Raw genomic sequence first — 26,807 nt, forward strand, 5'->3', positions numbered from 1 at the left:
AATAGGTCTGGTCCGGAACAGACCCGTAATCTGAACAACAAAACTGTATATCAAAGAAAGGGGTACGCAATTCATGGCAGAGAATAAGGACTATAAATATGTAGACCACTATGATTTTAATGAGGAACTTCTTAAACAGGCTTTTGCCGAGGCCCGCAGGATTTACAAGGAGCGGGGCTTCATGCGCAAGATGGGCTTTGGAAAGGCTCCCGCCATTACCACCGTAGATATGGCCAGGGCCTGGATGAGTGAGGGACACCCGTTTACCTGCGACCACTCCGAGGAAGTCTGCGCCAATGCATTAAAGGTATTGGAAGCCGGCCGCAAATCGGGCGTTCCCATCTTCCACACCACCACCGGATACATAGGAAAACAGCAGTGGGATCTTCCCCGCTGGGATGAAAAGATACCTATGAGCGCCCTGGATATCAATTCCGAATGGCTGGAAATCGACCCCAAGCTGAAACCGCGCCCTGAGGAGCCGGTTATCCATAAAAAATATGCTTCCAACTTCTTCGGGACCCATCTGGCCCAGACCCTGAATTTCCTGGGTGTGGATACGGTGATTGTCATGGGCGCCACATCCTGTGCCTGCGTAAGGCATACGGTCATGGATTCCACCGGATACGGCTTTAAGACCATTGTTCCGGAGGGAACTGTGGGCGACCGTGTTCCGGGCGTTATTGAGTGGAACCTGTTTGACATGGAAGCCAAGTTTGCCGACGTGGTGCCGGTGGAGGAGGTCGTCAAATATCTGGAAGGAATTGATTCCAACGTCTATACCAAGCATGAGCGTTCACTGGATTAACCGTTAATCCGCCAGGCCAGGTTTTACTAAATATGATGCGCCGGTCCCCATTGTCAGGAATCGGCGTATCCCAGGTCCATGAAAGGAGCTTATATGAGCCTTCTAATAAAAAATGGAACCATTTTGACCGCCGCCAGTGAATTTACAGGTGATATCTATATCGAGGGTGAGACCATCCGCCAGATTGGAACGAATCTGAGCGTAAACGCCAGCCGGACCATTGACGCTTCCGGGAAATACGTAATGCCGGGAGGAGTGGATGAACATGTCCACTACGGTTCCTTTGGCGGACGCCTCTTCGAGACAGCGGAAGCGGCAGCAGCAGGCGGCACCACCACCATTGTGGACTTTGCCCCCCAGGAAAAGGACGTACCGCTTCTGGACGCCATACGGCGGCAGGCAGCCAAGGCAGAACACACTTCCTCTGTGGACTTTGCATTCCATGCAGTCATCATGGACCCAAAGGAATCTGTATTTGAGGAAGTCAGGCATCTGCCGGAGGTGGGCGTGGCCACACTGAAACTTTTTATGGCATACAAGGGCACTGCATTTTACTGTGATGATGAAGCCATACTTAGCGCCATGATGAATGCAAAGGACGCAGGCGTTACCATGATGGTCCACGCTGAGAACGCGGACATCATAACCATTCTGACCCGTTATTACCTCAGCCAGGGCAAGACTGCCCCGGTTTACCACTACTATGCCCGTCCTCCTATTGCAGAGGAGGAAGCCACAGGCAGGGCCATTGCCCTGGCAAAGGCAGCGGACTGCCCCCTTTTCGTGGTTCATGTCAGCATACGGGAAGCCATGGAGGCCATCAGGAATGCTCACAATGACGGCTGGCCCATTTTCGGGGAAACCTGTACCCATTATCTGACTCTGACCACAGACTGCCTGGATAAACCGGGCTTTGAGGGAGCCAAATACATATGTTCCCCGCCGCTGCGTCCCCAAGAGCATGTGGACGCCCTCTGGCAGGCCGTGCGCGAGGGCTGGCTGACCGCAGTTGGTTCTGACCACTGCGCCCTGGACGGAGGATATGAGGGAGCAAAGAAAAAAGGCACCAACTTTTCCAATATCCCCAACGGCTGTCCCGGAGTACAGGATCGGCTGGCCCTGCTGTGGACCTACGGTGTATGCACCGGAAAAATCACCCGCCGGAAATTCGTGGAGCTTTTTGCCGCCAATCCTGCCAAGGTGGTGGGACTGCCCAACAAGGGAGATCTGCGCATTGGCGCTGACGCTGATGTGGTAATCTTCGACCCTGAATGGAAGGGAATCATCACCAACAAAGACAGCCTTCACGGTATTGACTATGAACCATTTGAAGGATTTGAAATCCAGGGACGGCCCCAACAGGTCTTTCTGCGCGGCCGGCTGGTGGCCGAAAACGGCAGGTTCGTAGGCGAACGCGGCATGGGGCGCTGGCAGAAATGCAAGCCCTATGGTCTGTGTTATGACTATTATCACAAATAAGCGTCCCCGCATATATCCATATGCATAAAAGGTGCGGCAGTGTCACATGAAGTTTCCGTGATACTGCCGCACCCTTTTTATCATTCACACCTTGACCCGGCCTCTGGCTTACTCCTTAACCGGACCTCACTTCTTCGGTTTTCTCCGCAGCTTTAGTTCAATCCCCTGCTCCCCTGCCCTTTCCAGAAAAAGTGTTTCCGCCCGTTTGGCCTTTTCCTTTAGGGATAGCCCGTCCCCGGCTTCTGCTGCCAGAACCTTCATTACGTCCCTTATATCCTGCAGCGTTAGCAGATTGACCGCCTGGCAGTAAAATGTTTTCTTTCGCCCATCATTATAATTCTCCAACAGCATCTCCAGGTGCCGGGACTTTTCCATCTGCTCCTCATTATAACGCTCCACTCCTATTTCCTCTGCCCGTTTCATGTCTTTGAACCGGTTCCTGTGTGTGATGAAGGAATCATATTCATCAATTCCCTCATATATGTCACAGGGAAACGAACGGCACTGCCAGCAATACTCAACCCCCGGGTGCTGTAAGCTGCACCTTGCCATTGCGCATGGCTGGTTGCCCTCCCCGCCCCCGCAGCCAGGACAGTATTTGCCCAGATACATGGTGCAGAGTCCGCAATTAAGCCCGCACAGGGACAGCAGCCTGTTCTCACGTTTAAACCCTTTCATCCCTCTCCTCCTTTTCCCCATTCAACCATTTTCCCCAATTATACCATTGATTCCATCTGTCTGCCATCCGTCATGTTAATATAGCGCTAAAAATTCGTTAAATTATTGTTAATACAATTTTCGTTATATGACAATAATTTACTCTCAAATATTAAAATTATCCAGTGATTATACACAATTTTGTCGATATAATAAAACCCGGTTACATGTTCTGCAGACATTGACATACATAAATAAAGAGAGGGATTGGAAATGGTGAGTGTTTTAATGAAAAAGCTTGCAATTGCAGCTGTGGCCGGCGCTGTCATGGTATCGGCTTCCGGATGCAGTCTCGTTTCCTCAGGCAAATGGATTATCCGCGTGTCCCACGCACAGTCGGAAACCCATCCTGAACACCTGGGAATGCTTGCATTTAAGGAATATGTGGAAGAACATCTGGGAGATAAATATGAGGTGCAGATATTTCCCAATGAAATTCTGGGGTCTGCACAGAAGGCAATCGAGCTGACCCAGACAGGAGCAATTGATTTTGTCATTGCAGGTACGGCAAATCTGGAGACATTTGCGGATGTCTATGAGATTTTCAGCATGCCTTACCTTTTTGACTCCGAGGAAGTGTACCGGTCTGTGATGGAAGACACAGACTATATGGAAAATATATACAAGTCCACGGACGAGGCTGGTTTCAGGGTGGTAACCTGGTACAATGCGGGAACCCGTAATTTTTACGCCAAGACTCCCATCAACACGCCGGACGATTTAAAGGGCAAGAAAATACGTGTACAGCAAAGCCCGGCCAGCGTGGACATGGTCAATGCCTTCGGCGCTGCCGCTGCTCCTATGGGATTCGGCGAGGTATATACAGCCATCCAGCAGGGCGTTATAGACGGTGCAGAGAACAACGAGCTGGCCCTGACCAACAATAAGCACGGCGAGGTGGCCAAGTATTATACATACAACAAGCATCAGATGGTACCGGACATGCTGGTTGCCAACCTTAAGTTTCTAAACAGCTTACGTCCTGAGGAACTTCAGGTATTCAAGGAGGCAGCGGCCCTGTCCACAGAGGTGGAATTAGTGGAATGGGATAAAAGCATCAAGGAGGCAAAACAGATCGCAGCCCATGATATGGGCGTAACCTTCATCGAAACAGATGTGGAGGCTTTTAAGGCAAAGGTACTGCCCTTACATCAGAAAATGCTGGAAAACAACCCGAAAATCCGGGACTTTTACCAATATATACAGACCGTCAATGATTCCAGGAAAGGAGACCATTAAACCATGGACACAATGCATAAGTTAAGGGCAGCCATCATGAAGATACTGGGTGTTGTCATTACCCTTCTGTTTATCCTTATGACCCTGGTTGGCACCTATCAAATTGTGACGCGCTATTTCTTCAACCGCCCCAGCACCATATCCGAAGAGCTTCTCACCTACTCCTTTACCTGGATGTCGCTCCTGGCCTCCGCCTATGTATTCGGCAAGCGGGACCACATGAGGATGGGATTCATGGCAGACAAGCTGACCGGACCGGCCCGCCGGTATCTGGAGGTTTTCATCGACGCGCTCAGCTTCTTCTTTGCAGGGGTTGTCATGGTATACGGCGGCATCTCCATCACAAAGCTGACCATGATACAGATTACGGCATCCCTGCGCATCTCCATGGGATGGATCTACATCATTGTTCCCATTGCTGGCCTGCTGATTATGGTATTCAGCGTCATGAACGCAGCAGATATGCTGCACAAAGATTTCAGTGAACCAGGGGAGGCAAAGGTATGAGTATAGCTGTATTTTGTGGTCTTGTGATTTTCGTTCTGCTGGCAGTAATGCTGTTAGCAGGTGTTCCCATCGCCATTGCCCTGGCGGTATCCTCCATCTGTGCCATTCTTCCGGTGCTGAACCTGGGGGCTTCTGTTCTTACGGGCGCTCAGAGAATTTTCTCCGGCATCTCTGTTTTCAGTCTGCTGGCCATTCCCTTTTTCATCCTGGCCGGCAACATTATGAACAAGGGAGGCATTGCCATCCGCCTAATCAACTTTGCCAAGCTATTCACCGGCAGCATTCCCGGCGCCCTGGCCCACACCAATGCCGTGGCCAACATGCTCTTTGGAGCCATTTCCGGCTCCGGTACAGCGGCTGCTTCTGCCATGGGATCCATCATCGGCCCCATCGAGGAGGAGGAAGGATATGACAGGGACTTTTCTGCGGCAGCCAACATTGCCACAGCTCCCACCGGCCTTCTGATTCCCCCCAGCAATGTAATGATTACCTTTTCCCTGGTCAGCGGCGGCACCTCCGTGGCAGCCCTTTTCATGGCAGGCTATATTCCGGGCATACTCTGGGGACTTGCGTGTATGGTGGTCATTTACTTCTTTGCCAGGAAGAAAGGATACCGCAGCACCAAACGTTATACAGGCTCTGAGAAGGTGAAGGTATTCTTCCAGGCCATCCCGTGTCTGTTCATGATCATCGTTGTCATTGGCGGCATCATTTCCGGCATTTTCACGGCCACCGAAGGAAGCGTGGTAGCCGTGGTATACAGCATGGTCTTGTCCATCTTCTTTTACAAGTCCATCAGGCTGAGGGAGCTGCCTAAGATTTTTCTGGACAGCGCAGAGATGACAGGCATTATCATCTTCCTTATCGGAGTATCCAGCATCATGAGCTGGGTCATGGCCTTCACCGGCATCCCCACCGCTGTATCGGAGGCCATGCTGGGAATCAGCACCAACCGCTATGTGATTCTTTTTATTATCAACATTCTGCTGCTGATTGTGGGAACCTTTATGGACATGACGCCTGCCTGCCTTATCTTCACCCCTATTTTCCTTCCCATCTGCCAGGCGCTGGGCATGAATACCATACACTTTGGAATCATGATGATATTCAACCTCTGCATCGGCACCATCACTCCTCCGGTGGGAACTACACTCTTCGTGGGAGTAAAGGTGGGAAAGACAAAAATAGAACAGGTTATACGTCCTCTGCTCTACTACTTTGGCGCTATCTTTATCGTGCTGATGCTGGTATCCTATATACCGCAGCTGTCGCTGTGGCTTCCGGGACTCATGGGTTATGTATAAAACAGGTTATGTATAAAACAGGTTATGCATAAAACATTATATATAACATGTATCAAGGAATGGCCGCGCTGTGAGACATCGCATCACAGCACGGCCATTCCTTTTATTCTTATGAAATTCAGGCTTACGCCTTCTTTAACCTCTTATCCTCCAGATGGGAAACAATCACTGCGCAGGCAGCATCTCCTGTAATATTTACCGTGGTACGTCCCATGTCAAACAGACGGTCGATACCGGCCACAAGGGCAATGCCTTCCACAGGAAGCCCTACGCTCTGAAGCACCATGGCCAGCATGATCATACCGGAGCCCGGCACGCCGGCCGTGCCCACGGAAGCCAAAACAGCTGTCAGTATAATGACAATCTGCTGGGACAGGGTCAGGTTGATTCCATAACAGGAAGCGATAAACACAGCGCACACTCCCTGGTAAATAGCGGTTCCGTCCATATTGATGGTAGCGCCCAGCGGAAGTACAAAACTGGCAACCTCTTTTCTGGCCCCCAACTTTTCCGCGCATTCCAGGTTAAGAGGAAGGGCGCCCACAGAAGATGCACTGGAAAACGCCATTATCATGGCCGGAGCCATGCCCTTGAAAAACTTAAGGGGTCCAATGCCCGCAAGAGACTTCACGGTCAGCGAATACACCAATGAGGCATGGAGTATGTACCCGATATAAGCCACCAGAAGCACAAAGGCCAGGCTGCCCAGTATCTGGGGTCCGTTGGCAGCCACAACAGGCGTAATCAGACAGAACACACCGATGGGGCTCAGCTTAATGATGAAGGACATAACCGCGATGGACACATCATTGGCGCTCTCCACAAAGTTTCCAAATACCTCTCCCTTCTTTCCCGCCACAATGGTGCCGAAGCCAAAGAGCAGCGCCACCACAATCACCTGAAGCATGGATGCCTCAGCCATAGGCTGGATGATATTGCTTGGGAATATACCAATCAGGGTCTGGATAAAACTGGGCGTTTCCGCTGCCGTATACTCCAGAGAGCTGGTGGACAGCACCGGAAATCCCTTTTTGAACAGGTTCGCAATCAAAAGGCCCAGAGTGACCGCAAAAAAGGTAGTGCACATATAATAGATGACGGTTTTACCTCCAATGCTTCCCACCTTCTTAATATCCTTCATGGAAATAACACCGTTCATGATGGAGAACAAGACAATGGGAACTACGATGAATTTCAGCAGGTTCAGAAACAGGGTGCCAAAGGGCTTGATGTAAATTTCCGCAATGTCCGGCCGGCCCATCAACAACATGCCTGCCACAATACCTAATGCCAATCCAGTAAAAATCCATAGTGCAAGTGGTTTCTTTTTCATACGCATAATTCCCCTTTTTTAGTATTTTTGCATAAATGCAATTATAATTATAACATATTCTTAACATTATTACTACTAAATACCAAAAAAGTAAATATTTAACAATCTCTGATACCATTCCGGCACCACTTCCTGCTTATTACCTCAAACCGGTTTTACTTGGACGCATAAACCGACATGATTGAGGACCAGCTTCCACGGCCGTAAAAATCCTCGTAGCCGGCCGGATAATGTTCATTTGTCTCATCCGTGCTTATATTTTCTTCCAAATCAGCCAGTTTTTGAAGTCCGCTTCCGTTTGTGCCAACGCTCCAGATGCTCATGCCTCCCTCCTTATCCACGCGTCCAAATACAAGGGCGGAGCCGTCCCCGGTTAGAACAGGGAATTCACTGGAGTATTCTGAATCGTTAGTCAGTTCTGCCACATGACCGTTTTCCATCCGGTAAAGCTGGCGCCATATGGGATATTCCACCTGTTCTCCTGTTTCCAGCTCCTTTGACGCTGCAAAAAATATGCTTTTTCCATCGTATGACACCTGCGGGCTCTGGGGCACCAGACCAGGTGTCTTAAGTTTCTCATGAACCGCGCCCTTTTCAGGCGGTATCTTGACCAGTTCCTTGTCTAGCGCCATTTCCCTTCCCGCACCCGCAAGAAGAAACAGGGAATTGTCCTCTCCAAACACCACATTTTCATTATAGGGCAGAACTACTTCCTCCTGTTCTCCCAACGGATCTATCATAGTGCCGGACACCGTATCATAGACAGCCGTACCAATTCCGTCTGAGCGCATGGAACCTGACAGAACATCCTGCCAGATAAAAAGCCTGGACGAATCAGGGGACCACTTAGCCGGCCACAGATATGGGTATGGTTCTCCGTCCGTCTCCTCCATCCGCTCAAAGAAAGGCGGCTCCTCACCGATTATCTGTATGAGGACACTGAGTTTCTTCTCCTTCTCCAGATTCATCTGGATCATCCAGATTCCCTGGTTCTGTTCAAACAAGGAAAGGCCGGGGTCTTTCCTGCGGTCCACGTACCTGCGCCGGGCAAATGCCAGTTTTTTTCCATCCGGAGACAATGTCAGCTTCTCACACTGAATCCAGCCGCCCTCCACCGGTTCCGGCTTCCAAACTTCCTCCTGTTCCCGGCCCATATGCACCCTCACGATTCCTGTTTCCCTGGAGCTGGCATAAAATCCCTCTTTCCCGTCTGGGACAAAAGACAATGCTCCATTTAAAAGCAGTTCTTCTTTCCCCGTTTCAATACTGCATCCATAGAAGCCATCCTGACGCAGATAGCCGGCCATTCTCCCATCCGAAGAAAATAAGGGGGAAGAAATGTCCTTTCCTTCTGCCAGCCTCTCAGTACTCACTGCCGCATTCGCATCTTCTGCACCATTACGCAAAACCCTAATCAGATAAAGTCCGTCATTGGCCGCATATAGGACGGAAACTGTTCCCGATGTCTCAATGTCTCCTTTGTTTTCCCGTGCCCCGCTTTCATCCGCGCCTCCTTTACAGCCGGCCAGCAGCACAAGCATTAAAAGGCCGGCCAGACATGCCGCTGTTCGTTTCATCCCGATTCCTCCTCTGCTTGAATTATGATTCTATTTTATATCCTTGCAGGAAGGAAATCCCTCTCTAAAAAACAAATAATATCTTACGATTTATTCACAGACAATCTCATCCTTCCGGCCAAATCACCCTTCCGGATCTTTATTTACGTAATGGGCATCAAATTCAACCACCCTGTACTCCTGTATTCCATGAACAAAAAGCGGCTCATTGTCCAGGTAATCCTGTAATTGGCCTGCATGCTCTGCCCTCATGACAGACAGACCGCCGCTCATATCCGCCTTCAGACCGGACATAAAAATCATCCCCCGCTCCATGGCTGCCCGGGTGCAGGCCATATGCTCATTCATGATTTCATCCGTCATCCTGCCGGCGTCTTTTATGCTTCCTTCCACCAAAAAATACTTCATATTATTGTATCTCCTGTTCTGTTTTAATTTATTTTATCCCTGCTCAAACTTGTTTATAAAAAGAAAATAAGGCATACATTTTTTCCCTGATATGGTATACTATAAAAACTACAGTATCTGAAAAGGAGGGTTGCAGGCTTATGCTTAATCCTATCGTTATCGCTGCGTAGCAAAGGCTGCTGCAGCTGTACCATAATCCGGTTATAATGGAACATGGCCTTACATAGCCTTTGCTTTCCCGCTTAAAATAAACCACAGGAGAGCAACATGAGCTATCAAAAAGCGGACCGTATCCTGCCCCGTGAACTGCTGGAGCAGGTACAGGAATACGTGGACGGCGCGCTGATATATATACCGAAGACTGCCGGGCATAAAAAGTGCTGGGGCGAGGGGACCTCCACCCGGCAGGAGCTTCGTCTCCGCAATCAGCAGATTTACAGTGATTATTTGTCCGGCAAGAGTACGGACGAGCTGTCCTCCCTGTACTGTCTGTCGCTTAAAAGCATACAGAGAATCATAGGCCAGGAAAAGAAAAATAAATAATCAAAAAAGACCCGGACCCATGCGAATCTTCCGCATCTGTCCGGGCTTTTTGATCCCATCTGTATGTCTCAACTTTATTTATCAAACAAGAATTAGGTTGGTATCCGCCTGTGAGGATGTTACACTTTTTACTGCCCGCAGACCACGGCTCGTAGCCCGGCAGACAGGAAAGGAACACAACATGAAAGACATCAAATGGACCATACAGTATGACAGGCCGCCTGCTCCTCTGAGACACTGTAAAAAATGCAATATCAGGCAGGAATTCGTAAGCTCCGGACAGTTCCGGGTCAACGCCCAGGGAAAGTACCTGGACATATGGCTGATCTATAAATGCTCCTGCTGCAGCTCCACCTGGAACGCAGCCATCTATTCCCGCATAAATCCCGGAAGCCTTCCTCCCGGTATGCTCTCACGCTTTCACGCAAATGACACTTCCCTGGCTATGCAGTACGCCATGGACACCAGGTTCCTCCGCCTAAATGGCGCCCAGATACAGCTGCCCTCCTACCACGTGGAAGGACAGGTTTTCCAACTGGCTGACTCACCTGCATCAACTGACCCAGACTCATCCATGGTTCTGCAGATTGACAACCCATACCCGCTTCCCCTGCGGGTACATGCAGTATTAAAAAGTAAACTGAAACTGTCCCAGAAAAGGCTGGACCAGCTGACGCAAAGCGGCAGGATCCAATGTGAAGACGGCCGTGAACTGAAGAAAAGCAGGACAGGAAACCATATACGGCTTTACATCACCGGCGTTTTAATTCCCTGAGTATGCCCTCTGCGTCCAGGCCCGAACACAAACGTCCGTCCACCATGACATTGGGCGCCTTCCGGCAGTTCTTCAGACAGTTTCTGGTCTTAAGGCACACGGTCCCGTCCTCTGATATGCCGTTTTTTCCCACTCCCAGCCTTTTTTTCAGTTCATCCATGACAGTAATGCTTCCCTTTGACGCACAGTTCCTTCCGGTGCAGAGGATGATCTCATGGTTATAGGGCGCTGTCTTTAAACTGGGATACCGCTTACATATGGCCTGCACCATGGAGTCCCGTACCCCGGCAGCCTCCGCTGCCTGCTCCAGCATATAAGGGCTGATGCAGCCATGGATGTCCTGCAGTTCCCTCAACATCTCCACAATGGCCTCCTGCGAAGAACGCTCCGGCAGCCCGCGGTAGTAGTCCAGGATTTCCCTGGTCTGGTCATCCCGGGCTTCATTTTCATTTATCTGCATATGCTAAACCTCGCTTCCAGTATAGCTTTGGGCCTGCGGGGCGGATTTTATTCACAAAAACCTGTTTTTACCCCATGAATTTTTTACAGCCTCTTTTATATCAATCCCCCAGATAGTATATGGCAGTAAAATGACCCCTGGAATTGTAATAAAGCCTGTTCCCTGTCACCTGGCCGCAGAAAACCAGTCCTGTTTCCGGGTCCGCAGGATCAGGGAAAATCTCATGCTGATACTGTGATGCCCTTAAAAGCCCGGTATCCGCGCCGGAGACAGCTCCCTTCATAATATAGATATCTCCCTTGTAGACCGTCTTCATCACCGTATCCCAGCTGGTCTGCCACAGGTGGTATTCATCCGTATTGTAATCCGGCCTGATTCCTGTCTCATATCCCTGGCCTGCCGGTTCTTCCCCTGCTTCATAAAGCAGAAAACCATAAAGCGTATCTTCCTGGCCCGGATTCAGCGACAGCATCCGGCTTTCGCCTGTAAGCTCATTCAGAGTCACCCTTACCTGTCCGCCCTCCAAAACTGTCTGAAGCTGCTCCCTGGTAATGGAAGCAGGAACCGATATCTCTCCCGGTACAGCATAGTACGCCCCCATATCCCTGGCCTGGGACAGGTCACCGCTCAGTCCGGTTTCATCATACCTGCCCAGATATTGCAGATAGGGCGCGGGAGGTAGGTCCTCCAGTCCATACTGGTTCCGCCCGTCCAGCTTGTCCCTGTCCGTATCATTTTCCATTTTCTGTATCAGGGAAATATTTCCAGATTCTACATCCGACAGAATGGAATCTGAAAAGGAATCCGGTTCAATGATTCCCCTGTACCATCTTTTTTCTGAAAAATACCGGCTCAGCACATCGGATTTAAACTGCCTTCCGTTGGCTGCATAGATTTCATTCCGAAGAAGCCACAAATTCTCCGTGGGCCAGAGGCATAGATCTGCCCTGGACAGATAGCGCGAAAATACATCCGGAAAGGTCAGACTGTCCTCAAACAGATAATAGTCTCCGGCCAGTCCACCCTCCCCTTTCACTGATATATGAGGATCGGATTCATCATCCATTGCAAATTTAATGGTATATGTAAGCGCCGGGACCCGCGGAACTTCTTCCATGGTCTCCGGTGTTATCTTATATGCCTTTTTGCCCTTCTCAGTCAGAATCTCAGCGGTTCTCATGCTGTCATAATAACTGGTATGCATCTCATCCGGAAGGGTAAATACACATTTCAGCCTGTCTGATTCCCAGCCTTCCCCGGTAAGTTCAAAGGACAGGCCGCACCGTATGTCCCCCGCTTTAAAAAAGCTGCCTGTTATTAGCTGATTGCAGGCTTCCAGGTTTTGCACTGCCCTGACAGCAGTTCCCGGCCTTTCCGGTTCTGCGCCCCCGGCTGGTGCGGCATTTCCGGCAGCCCCGGTACCCCCGGCCGTTCCTGCATTCCCGGCAGCGCTGGCATTCCCTGCACCCACGGCATTTCCCCCGCCCCCGGCTACCGGTTTCCGGGATAGGCCCGGTTCTGTTCCCGAGGCCTCATGTTTTTCAGACTGGCCGCCCGCCTGTTCCTGCTGTTGTGTGACGCCTTCATCCTGGGGATATGTCTGCTTTCTATCCTTCATCCCGCAGGAAGTCAAAACCAGCAGGACCATGGCGGCCCATCCAGCCCTTACAATCTGTCTCCTAATCACTGTAACCCCATTCCTTCCATTAATTCGGACCGGATATATCCATCATTTCGTCCCACCTGTTCTTCCTCTTACAATCCAGGCAGCCGGACAGGGCGCCCCGAAGCAGTTCAATGGAAACCGGTTTTGCCAAATGTCCGTTCATGCCTGACAGGCGGGCCCTCTTTACATCCTCAGCAAAGGCGTCGGCCGTCATGGCAATGATGGGAAGCTCCCCTATCCGCTCCATCCCGGAACCGCGTATCTCCCTGGTAGCCTCGTACCCATTCATCACAGGCATCTGCACATCCATGAACACCGCGTCATAATAAAGGGCCGGGTGGGAACACACTGCCTCCACTGCCTCGCGGCCATTTTCAGCCATCTCCACCCTGACTCCCAGAAGTTTCAGCATCTCCGACGCAATCTGCCGGTTGAGCTCATTATCTTCCACCAGAAGGACCCGTAAGCCCCGGTAGGCTGCCTCCGGCCCTGAAACAGCAGGCTGGATCGCTTCTCCCGTATTCCCGCACTTATCCAGGCACAGAGTAACGGTAAACCTGGATCCCTTCCCATATTCACTCTCCACACGGATGTCCCCGTCCATCATGGATATCAGATTCTTTACAATGGTCATTCCCAGTCCAGTGCCGGGTACCTTACTGGTTCTGCTGTCATCGGCTCTGCTGAATGGTTCGAATATATGCTCCATATATTCAGGTTTCATGCCAATCCCCGTATCCTCGATGATAAAACGGTAGGTTCCCGTCCGCTGTTCTTCCTTCTTAAACTCGCATACAGAGAAGGTGATTTTTCCCCTCTGGCCGGTATACTTCGAGGCATTTTCAAGGATATTCACCAACACCTGCCTGATACGCCTGGCGTCCCCCATGACCCAGGGATCAAAGGACTCGTCTATATCCACCTGGAACTCCTGCTGGCTGTTTTCCATGGAAATCCGCACCATCTCCGCCGCTTCCCCGGCTAAAGCCCGCAGATTCAGGGGGCTCTCAGACAGCTCCATGACACCGCTTTCAATCTTGCTCACATCCAGGATTTCATTAATCAATCCCAGCAGATGGGCGCCGGAGGAAGCGATTTTGTTCAGGTAATCCCTCTGCTTTTCCTCATCCCCAATGTGCAGCTGCGCCAGCTCGGTCATCCCTATGATGGCATTCATGGGCGTACGGATATCATGGCTCATGCGGGAAAGGAAGTCGCTCTTTGCCTTATTCGCCTTCTCCGCCTTCTTAAGTGCATCCTCCAGCAAAAGCTTTGCCTGCCGTTCTTTTTCCAGGGTCTCCTGCTGCACCCTGCGTTCTTCATCAATATTCCTGGACAGGGTAATCTCAATCAGATCATGGGTATAAGGACTTTCCACCTTCACCACCTGGGTGGAATTCCAGTGATAAATTCCATCCTCGCCTATGTGGGGAACATCCATGGACAGAATGCATTCTCCCCTCTGGAATGCCTCTGTCAGAGCCTTCCTGGTAAACTTGCTGCGAAACTCCTCCCTGTAGTCCGGGTGGACCGCCTCCATCTCAAACTCAATCAGTTCGTCAAAACGGCCCTCCGGATCGGGTGCTTTCACCGGAAACCGCTGGTATTCCACCATGTGATAGGTATTCTGTGTCAGGTTCACCGCTATCAGCATCTGGTATGCAGCCTTGGCTGCCGTGGCCAGCTGGCTGATCTCCACATTTCGTTCCTGCTCCAGTAAAAGTTCATCCTGGACATCCCGAAATACCAGGACGCACCAGCACTCATCCTCCTGGTTTCCTATCCTGGCAGCTGTAAACTCCACCGTGCGGTAGGAACCGTTGTCTGCCCTGCGGCGCAGCCTTCTGGTGATTTGCTTTTTTCCCTCTGTAAACATACAAAGCATGGACTCCCTGGAAAAATTCTCATTAAAACATTCCAGATCGTCCGGATGCAGTGCCTTTTGGGCGTATTTGCGGTTCTCTGAACCGAAATTCCCCTGTTCCGGTATGTCGTCCCACACCACATCCTTCTGGCAGCTCACATAATAATCCCTGGTCAGGTTGGCAATGATGCATTCGTCAAACACAGTAACCAGGCTGCTGGCATACATCTGGCGGATTTTCTGAAATCCCTGCTCCTCCTCAAAGTTCAGGCGGTGGGGCGCTGCGGTAATCACCACAGCCGGTACCCTGCCCTCCCAGTTAATCCGGTTGGCAGTGACATCTACTGTTAATTTAAGGATCGGGTCATAACAAACCATATGGTTTGACACTCTGTCCCCCAGCATCTTAAGGGGACAGTTGGCGCACAATTCCGGCCATACTTCATCACACCGGATTCCCAGGGCAGCCCTGCCGCGTCCCGTATTCCGGCACCGCTCATTAAAGTATAACAGCCGGTGGGATTCCTCCTCAATGACATATACGCTGGTTTCTGTCAGTGAATCCAGCAGATTCATCAGATTTTCAGCTGTCATGACGCCCTCCCATCTTCCTCTAATCGCTTATCTCAGCCAAATCCGCCCGAAGCTTTTCAGCCCGTTTAAACTGCCTGCAGACATCCTCATACATCTTTGTGTAGTCCTCCCTGTCCTCCCTTGTCCTCAGAGGTTCCACAATTGTGCACACAGCATCGTACAGAGGCGTCAGCCCCATGTTGCCCGTAACACCCTTCAGGGTATGGGCAGCCTCGAAGGCAGACGTCATATCCCCCTGTTCCAGGGCATTTCCAAGTTTACTCAGGTTTTCATCCTGAAACAGCATTCCCAGGAACTTCATATACATTTTCCTGTTTCCCATAAACCGTCCCAGAGTAACCTGGTAATCCGCCCCATAGGCTTCAAATATCCTTTCAAAATCGTCCATCTTCTTATGCTTCCTTTCCATATATGAAATCGTACAGAGTCTGGTACATCCGTTCCGGCTCTATGGGCTTGGCAAGATGGGCATTCATCCCTGCCGCCTTGCTCTTTTCTATATCATCATCAAATGCATTGGCTGTCATGGCAATAATGGGAACGGTTCCTGAGTCGGCATTGCTCAGATGGCGGATGTTGGTGGCAGCTGTCAGTCCGTCCATCAGGGGCATCCGTATATCCATCAGAATTGCGTCATAGTATCCCTTGTCTGATTTGCTGAAAAGTTCCAGGGCACGCAGCCCGTTCTCAGCCGTATCCACCTTGAATCCCTTGCTCTCCAAAAGCATCATGGCCACCTCTGTGTTAATCTGGTTGTCCTCCACCAGCAGCACATGTTTACCGGTAAAATCATAATCATTTACCTCCGGCTGCTGCGCCTGCTGCTCCTTCTCGCCCAGGGCTCTTGAAAAGGCCGAAACAAGGGAGGACTTGAACATGGGCTTGCTCATCAGAAGGTTGACCCCGGCCAGTTTCGCCTCATGTTCAATGGAAATCCAGTCATAGGCAGTCATGATAATGATGGTCACCTCTGCTCCGACTATACCACGGATTCGTCTGGCTGTCTCTATTCCATCCATTCCCGGCATCTTCCAGTCAATCAGTATCATGTCAAAATACCGGCCTTCATCCCAGAGCTTCTTAACCCGGTCAATTGCCTTCCGGCCGCTGTCCACCCACTCTGCCTTGATTCCCATTTCGTGAAGGGTCACAACCGCGCTCTCGCACACAGCTACATCATCATCCACCACCAGTGTCTTCAGGTGGGAGAAATTGTAATCCTGTTTTTTCTGGTTATGCCTGAGCTTTTCTTCTTCGGTGATTCCCAGCTTGACATCCACTGTAAACTCTGTACCGATTCCCTTAATGGAGCGGACCGTGATTTTGCCGTCCATCATATCCACAATGTTCTTGGATATGGCCAGCCCCAGCCCGGTCCCGCCATACAGGGAGGTGGTCCCTGTGGATTCCTGTGAAAAGGGTTCAAACAGATGTGGAAGGAACTCCTCGTTCATCCCCACCCCCGTATCATTTACAATGAACCGCAGTGATGCATCATTCTTGGTCTTTCTGCGCTGGGAGGCTGAAAAGGTGACCTTGCCTCCCTCCTGGGTAAACTTGATGGCATTGCTCAGGATATTGATGAGCACCTGCTGGAGCTTCATGGCATCACCTATATAGTAATCATCCAGCACCGGGTCCACAATGCACTCATATTCCACCCCCTTGACATCAGCCTGGGAGTAACAGATGGAATTAATGCCGTTGATGAACTCCTCTGTTGGAATCTTCTCGCTCTTGAGCAGCATCTTGCCGCTCTCAATCCGGCTCATATCCAGGATATCATTAATTAACGACAATAGGAACCGGGAGGAAATGCCAATTTTGGAAATACAATCCTCCACCTGCTCGTCATCCCCTATGGACTGGGCCGCTATGGTGCTCATGCCGATGATGGCGTTCATGGGAGTCCTTATTTCATGGCTCATCCGTGAGAGGAAGTCGCTCTTGGCCGCATTGGCCTGCTCTGCCGCCACCAGGGCGGCAGCCAGCTCCTCCTTCTGCCTCTGTTCCTTTAGAACCACGTCCGTCACATCGGTGCGGGCCACGCATACCCGCTCCAGCTCCCTGCTGATATAGAAAACCCGGAAACGCTTGACCCGGGTCGCACCGGTCATATCCCGCATCTCCACAATGAACGTATAAGCGTCGTTATGGGCCAGCTGTGATTTCATGTAATCGTAATCCAGCTTACGGAGATATTCCTCCCTGGCCGCCTCATCCATATAGCGTCCGGAGATGGCGCGTATCTCCGACTGGAACCGGCTGTGGTCCGGCAGCATGGTATCCATATTGGACTCATCCACCAATATGGTCCTGTACGCCATATCCCGCAGGATATCCACTTCTGTTATGCTCTCATAATCCAGCTCCGCGATCCGCTTGAAAAGCTGCTCCTGCATCTTTTTCTCCGTCACATCCTGGGTATAGAAGAAAAGTATGACATGACCAGTCTCAGGATTCTGGCAGGAATGCATGATGGTGCTTTCCCAGAAAATTATGCCGCTGTTGTTTCTGCGCAGGAACTCAAAACGGTAATCCACCTTGCCAACCGCGTAATCAGCCAGCACCCGCTCCCGGTTAAGGCAGTGGCGGATTCCATCCCCATAGACCGGGTCCACGGCAGAGGCTGCCAGGTTCTCGATGGTATCCTCGTAGGCATCACCCACCTTTGCAATGGATGTATCCGCGGTTGACAGGTAGGATTCCAGGCACCCTGTGGTGATATTAAGGCTTCCCTGTATACTCCCGTCGGCTGAGGACTGTTCCGCAAAATAGGAAAGCTCCTCCTCATACATCTCTTTAATCCGGTCACGCATCTGCTTTTCTTCAGTGATATCCATGCATACCGACATGATGGCAGGACGGTTATCCTCAGATGTCACCCTCCTGCCCAGGTCATGTACCCAGATATAGGAACCATCCTTTTTCCTCATCCGGTATTCCACCACATACTCCTCTGACCGTTGCAGCTGGCAGGCCACCAGCTGGTCCACCCTGTTCCTGTCATCCGGATGCATGCAGTTTGTAATCATTCCTTCAATGTCGGATACAAACTCCGTCTCGTTCTCATACCCCAGATATTCCAGCATCCTGCGGTTAATGAAATAAAATGGGAAACCATCCTCTATGTATCCTCCCATCATACCGCCCGGCAGAGAATTGTTTAAAAGCTCCTGGCGCAGTCTGCTGGTATGTTCCATGACCAGTGTCCCCGGATAATGCTCCGCGTCCTTCTGGCTGCTGGCCGGCTCTGCCACATGAAAACTCTTGACCAGCCATTCTTCCCCGGACAAAACCAAGGTAAAGAAGGCCCTCAGATACCAGGTGTATTTGGAATTCTTAAGGGTCAAATCCGCTGACATGTTATAGATCCCATCAGCCACAGGCTGTTCATAGATGGGGGAAAGCTCACATTCAAAGGGTTCCGGTATCTCCCGGATATCCTGCGCAAGGTACCCGGCCATCTGCTGCCTTCCGCTGGCCATTTCGTCTGTTCCCGTGCCCACAAACCCCACATCCTCCGTCAGGAATGCAAGGGTTCTTTCTGCGTCACGCTGTACAAACCATGCGCGGCAGAACTCCCGTAATGTTTCACCGGGCGTCATCTGTCTCTTCATATGTTAATCCTCCCCCAAAGTCAATATCTGTCCGGGCCGGGCCGCCCGTTCCCGCGGTGCCTTCGCATGGATGGCCCGCAGCACCCGCCGTCTCAGGCTCTTCTGGGAATGGGGCCTTCCCGCAAAATCATCCGCCCCCAGCTCCATTGCCCGGTCCTCCATAGCCTCGTTCTGCGGGCCTGTGGCAATGACCGGTATATCCGGATCCATCTTTTCCCTCTGAAGTACCTCCAGCACGGAAAAACCATCTGTCCCTGAAAGGGTCAGGCTGAGAATCACAGCGGCAATCCTGCTTTTACTGTCAGCCATACATCTTAAGGCCGCCTTGCCGTCCCCAGCCTCCATCACCTGAAAGCTTCCCTCAAAGGTTTCCCTAACATTCCTGCGGTAACAGGCGTCCTCGTCCGCGACCAGAAGAACAGGAAACGGCTGAGACTCCCGGAGGTTTTCATCGCCCATCCCCTCCTGCTCCATGGCTGTATGTCCGTCTCTGAGCAGTTCCTCGAATTCATTTATGGGCATTGGACGGGCAAAATAATACCCCTGCACATAGTCGCAGTCCGCCTTCTTAAGGCGCTCCAGCTGCTGCCTGGTCTCCACTCCTTCTGCCACCACGCTCAGGTCCATCCACCGGGCCAGCTCCATGATAAAATGGAGGATTCCGCCGTCATCCGGCCCTGCGGCCTCATCCTGGATAAACTTCATGTCCAGCTTAAGGATATCCACTGGCATTTTGCCCAGCATATTGAGGGAGGAATATCCGCTTCCGAAATCATCCATCTCAATGACAAAGCCCAGTTCCCTCAGATAACCCACTGTCTCGATTACCTGCTCAGGGTTTTCGGTGTACGCGCTTTCCGTTATCTCCAGGTGAAGCCGTGACGGCTGCAGCCTGTATCGGCGCACGATTCCAAGCAGCATGTCTGCCAGGTCCTTATGGTAGATATCCGCCCTGGATACATTGACGGACACAGGGATGGGAGGATATCCTCTGTTGTCCCATTCCCTGAGGACGGATGCAGCCCGTTCCCACACATACTGGTCCAGCTTTGTGATGAAACCGTTTTGTTCAAACAAGGGAATGAACTCTCCGGGGGACTGGAATCCCCACACCGGATGTCTCCACCGGACCAGGGCCTCTGCCCCTGAAAGCCTGTGGTCTTTAATCCTGTACTTGGGCTGCAGATAAACCTCAAACTGCTTCTTCGCAAGGGCCGGCTCCATGCTGTCCGTTATGGCCTGCTCCCTTAAAAGACGGTTGCGCAGCTGGTCGTCATAGGCCGCGAAATACGTTCCATACCGTCCCTTAATGCTGCGGGCAGCCAAAAGAGCCCGGTCACACATCTGCTCTACAGACACATTCCGGTCAGCCACCTGGTATATTCCCCACTTCATCACCACATTCCTGGCATTTGGAAGGGTATTCACCCTGGCATTGCACCGGATGAACAGCTCATCCGTGTACTCCCACCGCCGTTCCAGAAGGCAGGCAAACTGGTCCGCGTGAAAATGACCGCAGATTCCATTCTTCCCGGCCACCTTTTTATAAAGCCTGCCAATCTCATTTAGCAGATGGTCCCCGGCAGGAATGCCGAATATATCATTAATCAGTTTGAAATTCACGATATCGGAGCAAATGATATCATACTCCCTGTCAGGATGCTGCATCAGAGTTTCCCTTACCCGCTGGTAAAAAAATTCCTTGCTGTAGAGCCCTGTAAGCCTGTCATACTGAACCAGATTAATCATGGCAGCCGTTTCCCTCAAATGGATGATACTGGCCACCCTGTGCAGAATCACCTGGGACTTGTAGGGCTTCGCAACAAAATCAGCCGCGCCGTGTGACAGCGCCGCAACCTCATCAGATTCGCTGTCGCTCTGGGTTGTTACGATTACCGGAATAGATGAAAAGGAAGAATCCGCTTTGATATGAGAAAGAAATGTATATCCGTCCATAACAGGCATGACGATGTCCAGTAAAATAAGAGAAACCATCTCCCCATATTCACGCAGGACAGACAGTGCTTCCGCTCCATTACCGGCTTCCAGCACTTTATATTGGGGCGACAGGATTTCCCTTAATATCATTCGGTTTATTTCATTGTCTTCCACGACCAAAATTTTCTTCTGTGAAATCATCGTTTCATACCTTTGCCCGGCCTTTACCTGCCGATGATACTGCTTATCCTGCGGCAAAACCAGGCTTCCTCTTCATTTCCTTATAAATATATATCGTGGTTTCACCAAAATAGACGTTCTTTTGACAAATTTCCAATGGTTTAAATATAACAAAAACAGGTAGAAAATGCAATAGGACGCTACAGAAACCAGCTCGTATGTGCATGCACCATTTTCATCACTCCGGCACTTTTTTGTATATATTGCACAATAAAGCATCTTCAATTTTCTCAATTTTTGCCATAGACTAAAACTTTTTTAGGTACTATAATTCTTTTTAAGATAACAATTTAACATTTCTTTTGCCAATATGTATATCCTGGGGATTGGCCCAGAGTCTCTACCAACTACCGCAAAGAGTTGGCTACATATCTTAATGTAGCCAGCTCTTTTTTTCTGTTTGTGTAAAGATTCGCACCAAAATTGGCAGGAAAAGTAAGGAGGAAATCAAAAAATGAATATTGTAGGGCAGCAAGTAAAACGTGTTGATGCTTACGGGAAGGTGACCGGGGAGGCCAAGTACACCGCGGATCTGGAACCGAGAGACATCCTGCACGGTAAGGTCGTGCACTCTACCATTGCCAACGGCCTGGTCAAAAGCTTTGACTTGACAGAGGCCTATCAGGTTCCTGGTGTGGTGAAGATTGTCACATGCTTCGATGTTCCCGACTGCCAGTTTCCTACGGCAGGCCATCCGTGGAGCGTGGAAAAGAAGCATCAGGATATCTGTGACAGGAAAATACTGAACCAGAGGGTCCGCCTTTACGGGGACGATATTGCGGCTGTCATCGCTGAGGATGAGGTGGCCGCGGCCAGGGCAGCCCGCCTGATTAAGGTGGAATATAAAGAATATACTCCTATTGTTACAGTGGAAGCAGCCATGGCAGAGGATGCCACTCCCCTGCACCCGGATCTCAGGAAGGACAATGTGATCGTACACTCCCACATGACCATGGGTGACAGTGAATTCACCTATGAGAGAGGACTTGAGAAAGCCGGGTCCGGTTACGGGCCTGAGGAAATCATTTCCCTGGAAAAGGAATACGATACCCCGAGGATTTCCCACTGCCACATAGAGCTGCCTGTCTCATGGGCCTATGTGGACACCAACGGTAAGATAACCGTGGTATCCTCCACCCAGATTCCCCACATAGTCAGGCGCTGTACAGCCCAGGCCCTGGGGGTTCCAATCGGAAGAGTCCGCATTATAAAGCCTTACATCGGAGGCGGCTTCGGCAACAAGCAGGACGTGCTCTATGAACCCTTAAACGCATTCCTGACCATGTCCGTCGGCGGACGGCCTGTCAGGCTGGAAATCAGCCGGGAGGAAACTATCTCCGGCACCCGTACCCGTCACGCCATCAAAGGAAAATGCAGGGGCCTTGTGACAAAGGACGGCCGCATCCTGGCCAGGAAGCTGGAGGCCTATGCCAACAACGGCGCCTATGCATCCCACGGCCACGCCATCTGCGCTAACTGCGGCAATGTGTTCAAGGACCTTTACAGAGACGAGCTGGGTACCGAGGTGGACTGCTTCACCGTATACACCTCCTCTCCCACGGCCGGCGCCATGAGAGCCTACGGCATTCCCCAGGCAGCATGGTTCGCGGAATGTCTCACCGATGATCTGGCAGACGCCATTGGCATGGATCCCTGTGAATTCAGGCTGAAAAACTGCATGGAGGATGGTTTCGTGGACCCGGCCAACGGCATCACCTTCCATTCTTACGGTCTGAAAAAATGCATCGAGGAAGGGCGACGACACATACGCTGGGACGAGAAATGGAGCGCATACCGCAATCAGACCGGCCCGGTCCGAAAAGGTGTGGGCATGGCTATCTTTTGTTATAAGACAGGCGTGCATCCCATCTCCCTTGAAACAGCTTCCGCCCGCATGATACTCAACCAGGACGGCTCCATGCAGCTGTGCATGGGCGCCACGGAGATCGGCCAGGGAGCCGACACCGTATTCACCCAGATGGCTTCCCAGACAACCGGCATAGCCTTTGACAAGGTCTACATCGTATCCACCCAGGACACGGACGTGACCCCCTTTGACACCGGGGCCTATGCATCCCGCCAGACCTATGTGTCCGGCATGGCCTGCAGGAAATGCGGCGAGGAATTCCGACTTAAGATACTGGAATACGCTGCTTACATGCTGAGCCACGATGTAAGCGACCTATCCAAAACAGTATACGCTGACCAAGTAAAGGCTGCCGCTGCCCTGCTCAGGGAGACACTGGGACTTAAGGAAGGGGAGCTGGTATCACCGGATATGCTGGACATAGAAAACAGTAAGATTGTGGTAAGCGGCGGGGAGCCCGTGCTCTTCGACCTGTCCGTGGTAGCGGACACCGCCTTCTATTCCCTGGACCGTTCCGTACATATCACAGCCGAGGTCACTAACCAGTGCAAGGACAACACATTTTCCTCCGGCTGCTGCTTTGTGGAAATCGAGGTGGACATTCCCCTTGGTCTGGTAACGGTAAAGGATATCATCAATGTCCATGACTCCGGAATCCTCATCAATCCGCTGACCGCCAGGGCCCAGGTCCACGGCGGCATGAGCATGGGACTGGGATACGGGCTTTCGGAGGAGCTGCTGGTGGATGAAAAGACAGGCAGGCCCTTAAACAATAACCTGCTGGATTACAAGATTCCAACCGCCATGGACACGCCGGACTTAAACGTGGCGTTCATTGAGCTGGAGGACCCCACCGGCCCTTACGGTAACAAATCCCTGGGCGAGCCTCCTGCCATTCCGGTGGCCCCCGCCATCCGCAACGCCATCTTAAACGCCACCGGAGTCCAGATGGATGTGACTCCCATGACCGCTCAGCGGCTCATTGAAAAATTCAAAGAAAAAGGTCTGATATAAGGAGAAGGTTATGTTTGATATCAAATCATTTTATGAGGCCAAGGATGTGGCCGACGCCATAAATGCCCTGGTAAAAAATCCTGACGCTGAAATCATAAGCGGCGGTACAGACGTTCTGATTCGTGTCAGAGAGGGAAAGGATGCCGGAAGATCCGTTGTATCCATTCATAATATAGAAGCATTAAAGGGAGTCCGCCTCCTTGATGACGGAGATCTGTGGATAGGCGCAGGCACTGCATTTTCCCATATCACCAACGATGCCCTGATCCAGAAATACATACCCATGCTTGGGGACGCCGTGGACATGGTAGGCGGTCCGCAGATACGCAATACCGGTACTATCGGCGGCAATATCTGCAATGGAGCCACCTCCGCAGACTCTGCTTCCACCATGTGGACCCTGGAGGCAGATGTGCTGTTAGAGGGTCCTGAGGGCAAACGCAGGGTGCCGGTCTGTGAATTCTATACAGGTCCCGGACGGACGGTCCGCGACCGGACCGAGGTCTGTACCGGTTTCCTGGTACACAGGGACAGCTTCGAAGGCTGGAGCGGCCATTACATCAAGTACGGCAAGAGAAAAGCCATGGAAATTGCCACCCTGGGCTGTGCGGTGCGTGTAAAGCTGAGCCAGGATAAGAAGCGGATTGAGGATGTCAGGCTGGGATACGGCGTGGCTGGTCCCACTCCCCTGCGATGCAGGAAGGCGGAGGATGGTTTAAAGGGTCGCGCAGTTAATGACAGTGAGGCTGTCCTGGCGTTCGGCAAGGCTGCACTGGAAGAAGTGAATCCCCGCTCCTCATGGAGGGCGTCAAAGGAATTCCGTCTGCAGCTCATTGAAGAATTATCCAAACGGGCCCTGGCAGAGGCAATAAAAAAAGCAGGAGGTGCGATCAATGCTTAAGATTGTACACATGAAAGTAAATGGTAAAGAAGTGGAACTGGCTGTGGATGAGAGGGAATCCCTGCTCGATACCCTGCGCCAGCGTCTGGGGCTTACATCCGTGAAAAAGGGCTGCGAGGTCGGGGAATGCGGTGCCTGTACCGTTCTGGTAAACGGAGAAGCCATAGACAGCTGTATCTACATGACCTTATGGGCCGAGGGAAAAAGCATCATGACAGTGGAAGGTTTAAAGGGGCCCAACGGGGAATTGTCACCCATTCAGAAGGCATTTATCGAGGAGGCAGCCGTACAGTGCGGCTTCTGTACTCCCGGCCTTATCATGAGCGCGGTGGAGATTGTGGGAACCGGAAAAAAATACAACCGGGAAGAGCTTAAGAAGCTGATATCCGGGCATCTGTGCAGATGTACCGGCTATGAGAACATTCTCAACGCCATGGAACGGATTGTGGAGGAGGTATATCAGGTCAGCCACAAAACCGGCGGGACCGATTAACTATCATTTTATAGGGGGAACCAATCATGAACAGCAATACCAATTGCAGTATCAACAACATATACAAACTGGAGGGAAGGGTGCCAATCGCCAAAGCCATCCCCTTCGGCCTCCAGCACATCCTGGCCATGTTCGTCTCCAACCTTGCGCCTATTACCATCATAGCAGGAGCGGCACAGCCTGCCCTGAGCCAGGCCCAGACAGCCATTCTGCTCCAGAACGCAATGTTTGTGGCAGGCATCGCCACTATGATTCAGCTGTATCCCATATGGCGGATTGGCTCTAAGCTTCCCGTTGTCATGGGCGTCAGCTTTACCTTCGTCACCGTTCTCAGCACCATTGCAGCCAACTACGGTTATCCCGCTGTGGTGGGAGCCGTGCTCATAGGCGGTATCTTTGAAGGTACCCTGGGACTTCTGGCCAAATACTGGCGCAGAATCATTACCCCAGTGGTGGCTGCCTCTGTGGTTACAGCTATCGGATTTTCCCTTTTCACAGTGGGCGCCAGGTCCTTTGGCGGCGGATATGCAGACGACTTCGGTTCCGCCCAGAACCTGATTCTGGGTACCATCACCCTTCTGACCTGTCTTCTGTGGAACATCTTTGCAAAAGGATACTTAAAACAGCTGTCCGTACTGGCTGGACTGATTGTGGGGTATGTAATCGCCATCTTCCTTGGGAAAGTGGATTTAAGCCTGATTATGTCCGGCGGAATCATTTCCTTCCCTCATCTGCTTCCCTTTATGCCCGAGTTCCATGCAGGGGCCATTATCTCGGCCTGCATCATCTTTCTTGTATCTGCGGCAGAGACCATAGGCGACACCTCGGCCCTGGTTTCAGGCGGCTTAAACCGTGAAATCACGGGAAAAGAAATATCCGGCTCCCTGGCCTGCGACGGCTACGCATCCGCCCTTTCCACTGTATTCGGATGTCCGCCTGTAACCTCATTCTCCCAGAATGTGGGCCTGGTGGCCATGACAAAGGTGGTCAACCGTTTCACAATCATGACAGGGGCGGCCTGCATGATTTTAGCCGGACTCCTTCCGCCTGTGGGAAACTTTTTTGCTTCCCTGCCTCAGGCCGTGCTTGGCGGATGCACCATCATGATGTTCGGCACCATTCTTACCTCCGGCGTACAGATGATTGCCAAATGCGGTTTTTCTCAGAGAAACATAGTCATTGTCTCCCTCTCCCTGGCAGTGGGCATCGGTTTTACCACAGCCAGCGAAATCGGGATCTGGGATATCTTCCCTGAATTGGTCCAGTCTGTATTTTCGGCCAATGTGGTTGCGGTTGTATTTGTGGTCTCCGTATTTTTAAGCCTGGTGCTTCCAAAGGATATGGATATCAAGACCCTGGAAGGGTAAAGATTGTCTGCGGGAGCTGCTGCTCCATAGATGAGTCATCATTTATGGAGCAGCAGCTCCTTTTTTATTTCTGTTTTTCTTTCATCTAAAGTC

Annotated in this window: 21 protein-coding genes and 1 riboswitch; of the genes, 11 read left to right on the forward strand and 10 right to left on the reverse strand. The window is 51.3% G+C overall.

What is annotated here, in order from left to right; genetic code table 11:
* Positions 1-73 precede the first annotated feature (73 nt).
* Both CGC65_RS18550 and hydA read left to right on the forward strand, forming a co-directional pair.
* Positions 74-808, forward strand: coding sequence for an isochorismatase family protein (locus CGC65_RS18550; protein WP_002564882.1), 735 nt, complete (start codon positions 74-76; stop codon positions 806-808).
* Between the two features lie 93 nt (positions 809-901).
* The gene (gene hydA, locus CGC65_RS18555) at positions 902-2,287 is read left to right on the forward strand and encodes a dihydropyrimidinase (protein ID WP_002564883.1); all 1,386 of its coding nucleotides are present in this window, start codon (positions 902-904) and stop codon (positions 2,285-2,287) included.
* Between the two features lie 126 nt (positions 2,288-2,413).
* On the opposite strand, the gene CGC65_RS18560 is transcribed toward hydA, so the two are convergent.
* The gene (locus CGC65_RS18560) at positions 2,414-2,965 is read right to left on the reverse strand and encodes a DUF3795 domain-containing protein (protein ID WP_002564884.1); all 552 of its coding nucleotides are present in this window, start codon (positions 2,963-2,965) and stop codon (positions 2,414-2,416) included.
* Between the two features lie 252 nt (positions 2,966-3,217).
* Between CGC65_RS18560 and CGC65_RS18565 the strand changes: the two genes are divergently transcribed.
* From CGC65_RS18565 to CGC65_RS18575, 3 genes are read left to right on the forward strand one after another with little or no spacing between them, the layout of a single operon-like run.
* Positions 3,218-4,243 carry a TRAP transporter substrate-binding protein gene (locus tag CGC65_RS18565; RefSeq protein WP_002564885.1) on the forward strand — a complete coding sequence of 342 codons (1,026 nt, stop codon included), beginning with the start codon at positions 3,218-3,220 and terminating at the stop codon, positions 4,241-4,243.
* Between the two features lie 3 nt (positions 4,244-4,246).
* A complete protein-coding gene (locus CGC65_RS18570) occupies positions 4,247-4,750 on the forward strand; it encodes a TRAP transporter small permease (protein WP_002564886.1) in 504 nt (167 codons plus the stop codon).
* Positions 4,747-6,054 (forward strand): TRAP transporter large permease, encoded by a 1,308-nt coding sequence (locus CGC65_RS18575; RefSeq protein WP_002564887.1) that lies wholly within the window; start codon positions 4,747-4,749, stop codon positions 6,052-6,054. Before CGC65_RS18570 ends, CGC65_RS18575 begins: the two co-directional genes overlap by 4 nt.
* Before the next feature lie 124 nt (positions 6,055-6,178).
* Here the strand turns inward: CGC65_RS18575 and CGC65_RS18580 are convergent, their stop codons facing one another.
* From CGC65_RS18580 to CGC65_RS18590, 3 genes are all read right to left on the reverse strand, one after another.
* A complete protein-coding gene (locus tag CGC65_RS18580; protein ID WP_002564888.1) occupies positions 6,179-7,387 on the reverse strand; it encodes a dicarboxylate/amino acid:cation symporter in 1,209 nt (402 codons plus the stop codon).
* A 155-nt stretch (positions 7,388-7,542) separates the two neighbouring features.
* Positions 7,543-8,964: a TolB family protein gene (locus tag CGC65_RS18585; protein WP_002564889.1), complete on the reverse strand. Its 1,422-nt coding sequence runs from the start codon at positions 8,962-8,964 to the stop codon at positions 7,543-7,545.
* A 123-nt stretch (positions 8,965-9,087) separates the two neighbouring features.
* Positions 9,088-9,372: a YciI family protein gene (locus CGC65_RS18590; RefSeq protein WP_002564890.1), complete on the reverse strand. Its 285-nt coding sequence runs from the start codon at positions 9,370-9,372 to the stop codon at positions 9,088-9,090.
* A gap of 267 nt (positions 9,373-9,639) precedes the next feature.
* Between CGC65_RS18590 and CGC65_RS18595 the strand changes: the two genes are divergently transcribed.
* Both CGC65_RS18595 and CGC65_RS18600 read left to right on the forward strand, forming a co-directional pair.
* Positions 9,640-9,915 (forward strand): CD3324 family protein, encoded by a 276-nt coding sequence (locus CGC65_RS18595; protein WP_002564891.1) that lies wholly within the window; start codon positions 9,640-9,642, stop codon positions 9,913-9,915.
* Positions 9,916-10,096: 181 nt separating this feature from the next.
* Positions 10,097-10,690: a DUF1062 domain-containing protein gene (locus CGC65_RS18600; RefSeq protein ID WP_007038201.1), complete on the forward strand. Its 594-nt coding sequence runs from the start codon at positions 10,097-10,099 to the stop codon at positions 10,688-10,690.
* Here the strand turns inward: CGC65_RS18600 and CGC65_RS18605 are convergent.
* The 6 genes from CGC65_RS18605 to CGC65_RS18630 form a co-directional block, all read right to left on the reverse strand.
* Positions 10,668-11,150 carry an NADH-quinone oxidoreductase subunit NuoE family protein gene (locus CGC65_RS18605; protein ID WP_002564893.1) on the reverse strand — a complete coding sequence of 161 codons (483 nt, stop codon included), beginning with the start codon at positions 11,148-11,150 and terminating at the stop codon, positions 10,668-10,670. The two genes, CGC65_RS18600 and CGC65_RS18605, sit on opposite strands and share 23 nt — an antisense overlap.
* A 100-nt stretch (positions 11,151-11,250) precedes the next feature.
* Complete coding sequence (locus CGC65_RS18610; protein ID WP_038281589.1) at positions 11,251-12,798, reverse strand: DUF4454 domain-containing protein; 1,548 nt, start codon at positions 12,796-12,798, stop codon at positions 11,251-11,253.
* Between the two features lie 58 nt (positions 12,799-12,856).
* Positions 12,857-15,274 (reverse strand): ATP-binding protein, encoded by a 2,418-nt coding sequence (locus tag CGC65_RS18615; RefSeq protein WP_002564895.1) that lies wholly within the window; start codon positions 15,272-15,274, stop codon positions 12,857-12,859.
* A gap of 19 nt (positions 15,275-15,293) precedes the next feature.
* Positions 15,294-15,662 (reverse strand): Hpt domain-containing protein, encoded by a 369-nt coding sequence (locus CGC65_RS18620; RefSeq protein ID WP_002564896.1) that lies wholly within the window; start codon positions 15,660-15,662, stop codon positions 15,294-15,296.
* A 4-nt stretch (positions 15,663-15,666) separates the two neighbouring features.
* Complete coding sequence (locus CGC65_RS18625; RefSeq protein WP_002564897.1) at positions 15,667-18,894, reverse strand: response regulator; 3,228 nt, start codon at positions 18,892-18,894, stop codon at positions 15,667-15,669.
* A gap of 3 nt (positions 18,895-18,897) precedes the next feature.
* Positions 18,898-21,033 (reverse strand): EAL domain-containing protein, encoded by a 2,136-nt coding sequence (locus tag CGC65_RS18630; protein ID WP_319638720.1) that lies wholly within the window; start codon positions 21,031-21,033, stop codon positions 18,898-18,900.
* 329 nt (positions 21,034-21,362) lie between these two features.
* Positions 21,363-21,459: riboswitch (purine riboswitch) on the forward strand.
* Positions 21,460-21,526: 67 nt separating this feature from the next.
* On the opposite strand from CGC65_RS18630, the gene xdhA reads away from it, so the two are divergent.
* From xdhA to CGC65_RS18650, 4 genes are read left to right on the forward strand one after another with little or no spacing between them, the layout of a single operon-like run.
* The gene (gene xdhA / locus CGC65_RS18635) at positions 21,527-23,953 is read left to right on the forward strand and encodes a xanthine dehydrogenase subunit XdhA (RefSeq protein ID WP_002564899.1); all 2,427 of its coding nucleotides are present in this window, start codon (positions 21,527-21,529) and stop codon (positions 23,951-23,953) included.
* A gap of 10 nt (positions 23,954-23,963) precedes the next feature.
* Positions 23,964-24,854 (forward strand): xanthine dehydrogenase subunit XdhB, encoded by an 891-nt coding sequence (gene xdhB, locus CGC65_RS18640; RefSeq protein ID WP_002564900.1) that lies wholly within the window; start codon positions 23,964-23,966, stop codon positions 24,852-24,854.
* Positions 24,847-25,347: a xanthine dehydrogenase subunit XdhC gene (xdhC, locus tag CGC65_RS18645; RefSeq protein ID WP_002564901.1), complete on the forward strand. Its 501-nt coding sequence runs from the start codon at positions 24,847-24,849 to the stop codon at positions 25,345-25,347. Before xdhB ends, xdhC begins: the two co-directional genes overlap by 8 nt.
* A 26-nt stretch (positions 25,348-25,373) precedes the next feature.
* Complete coding sequence (locus CGC65_RS18650; RefSeq protein ID WP_002564902.1) at positions 25,374-26,714, forward strand: uracil-xanthine permease family protein; 1,341 nt, start codon at positions 25,374-25,376, stop codon at positions 26,712-26,714.
* Positions 26,715-26,807 lie beyond the last annotated feature (93 nt).

It is taken from the genome of Enterocloster bolteae (assembly GCF_002234575.2).
Classification (GTDB): domain Bacteria; phylum Bacillota; class Clostridia; order Lachnospirales; family Lachnospiraceae; genus Enterocloster; species Enterocloster bolteae.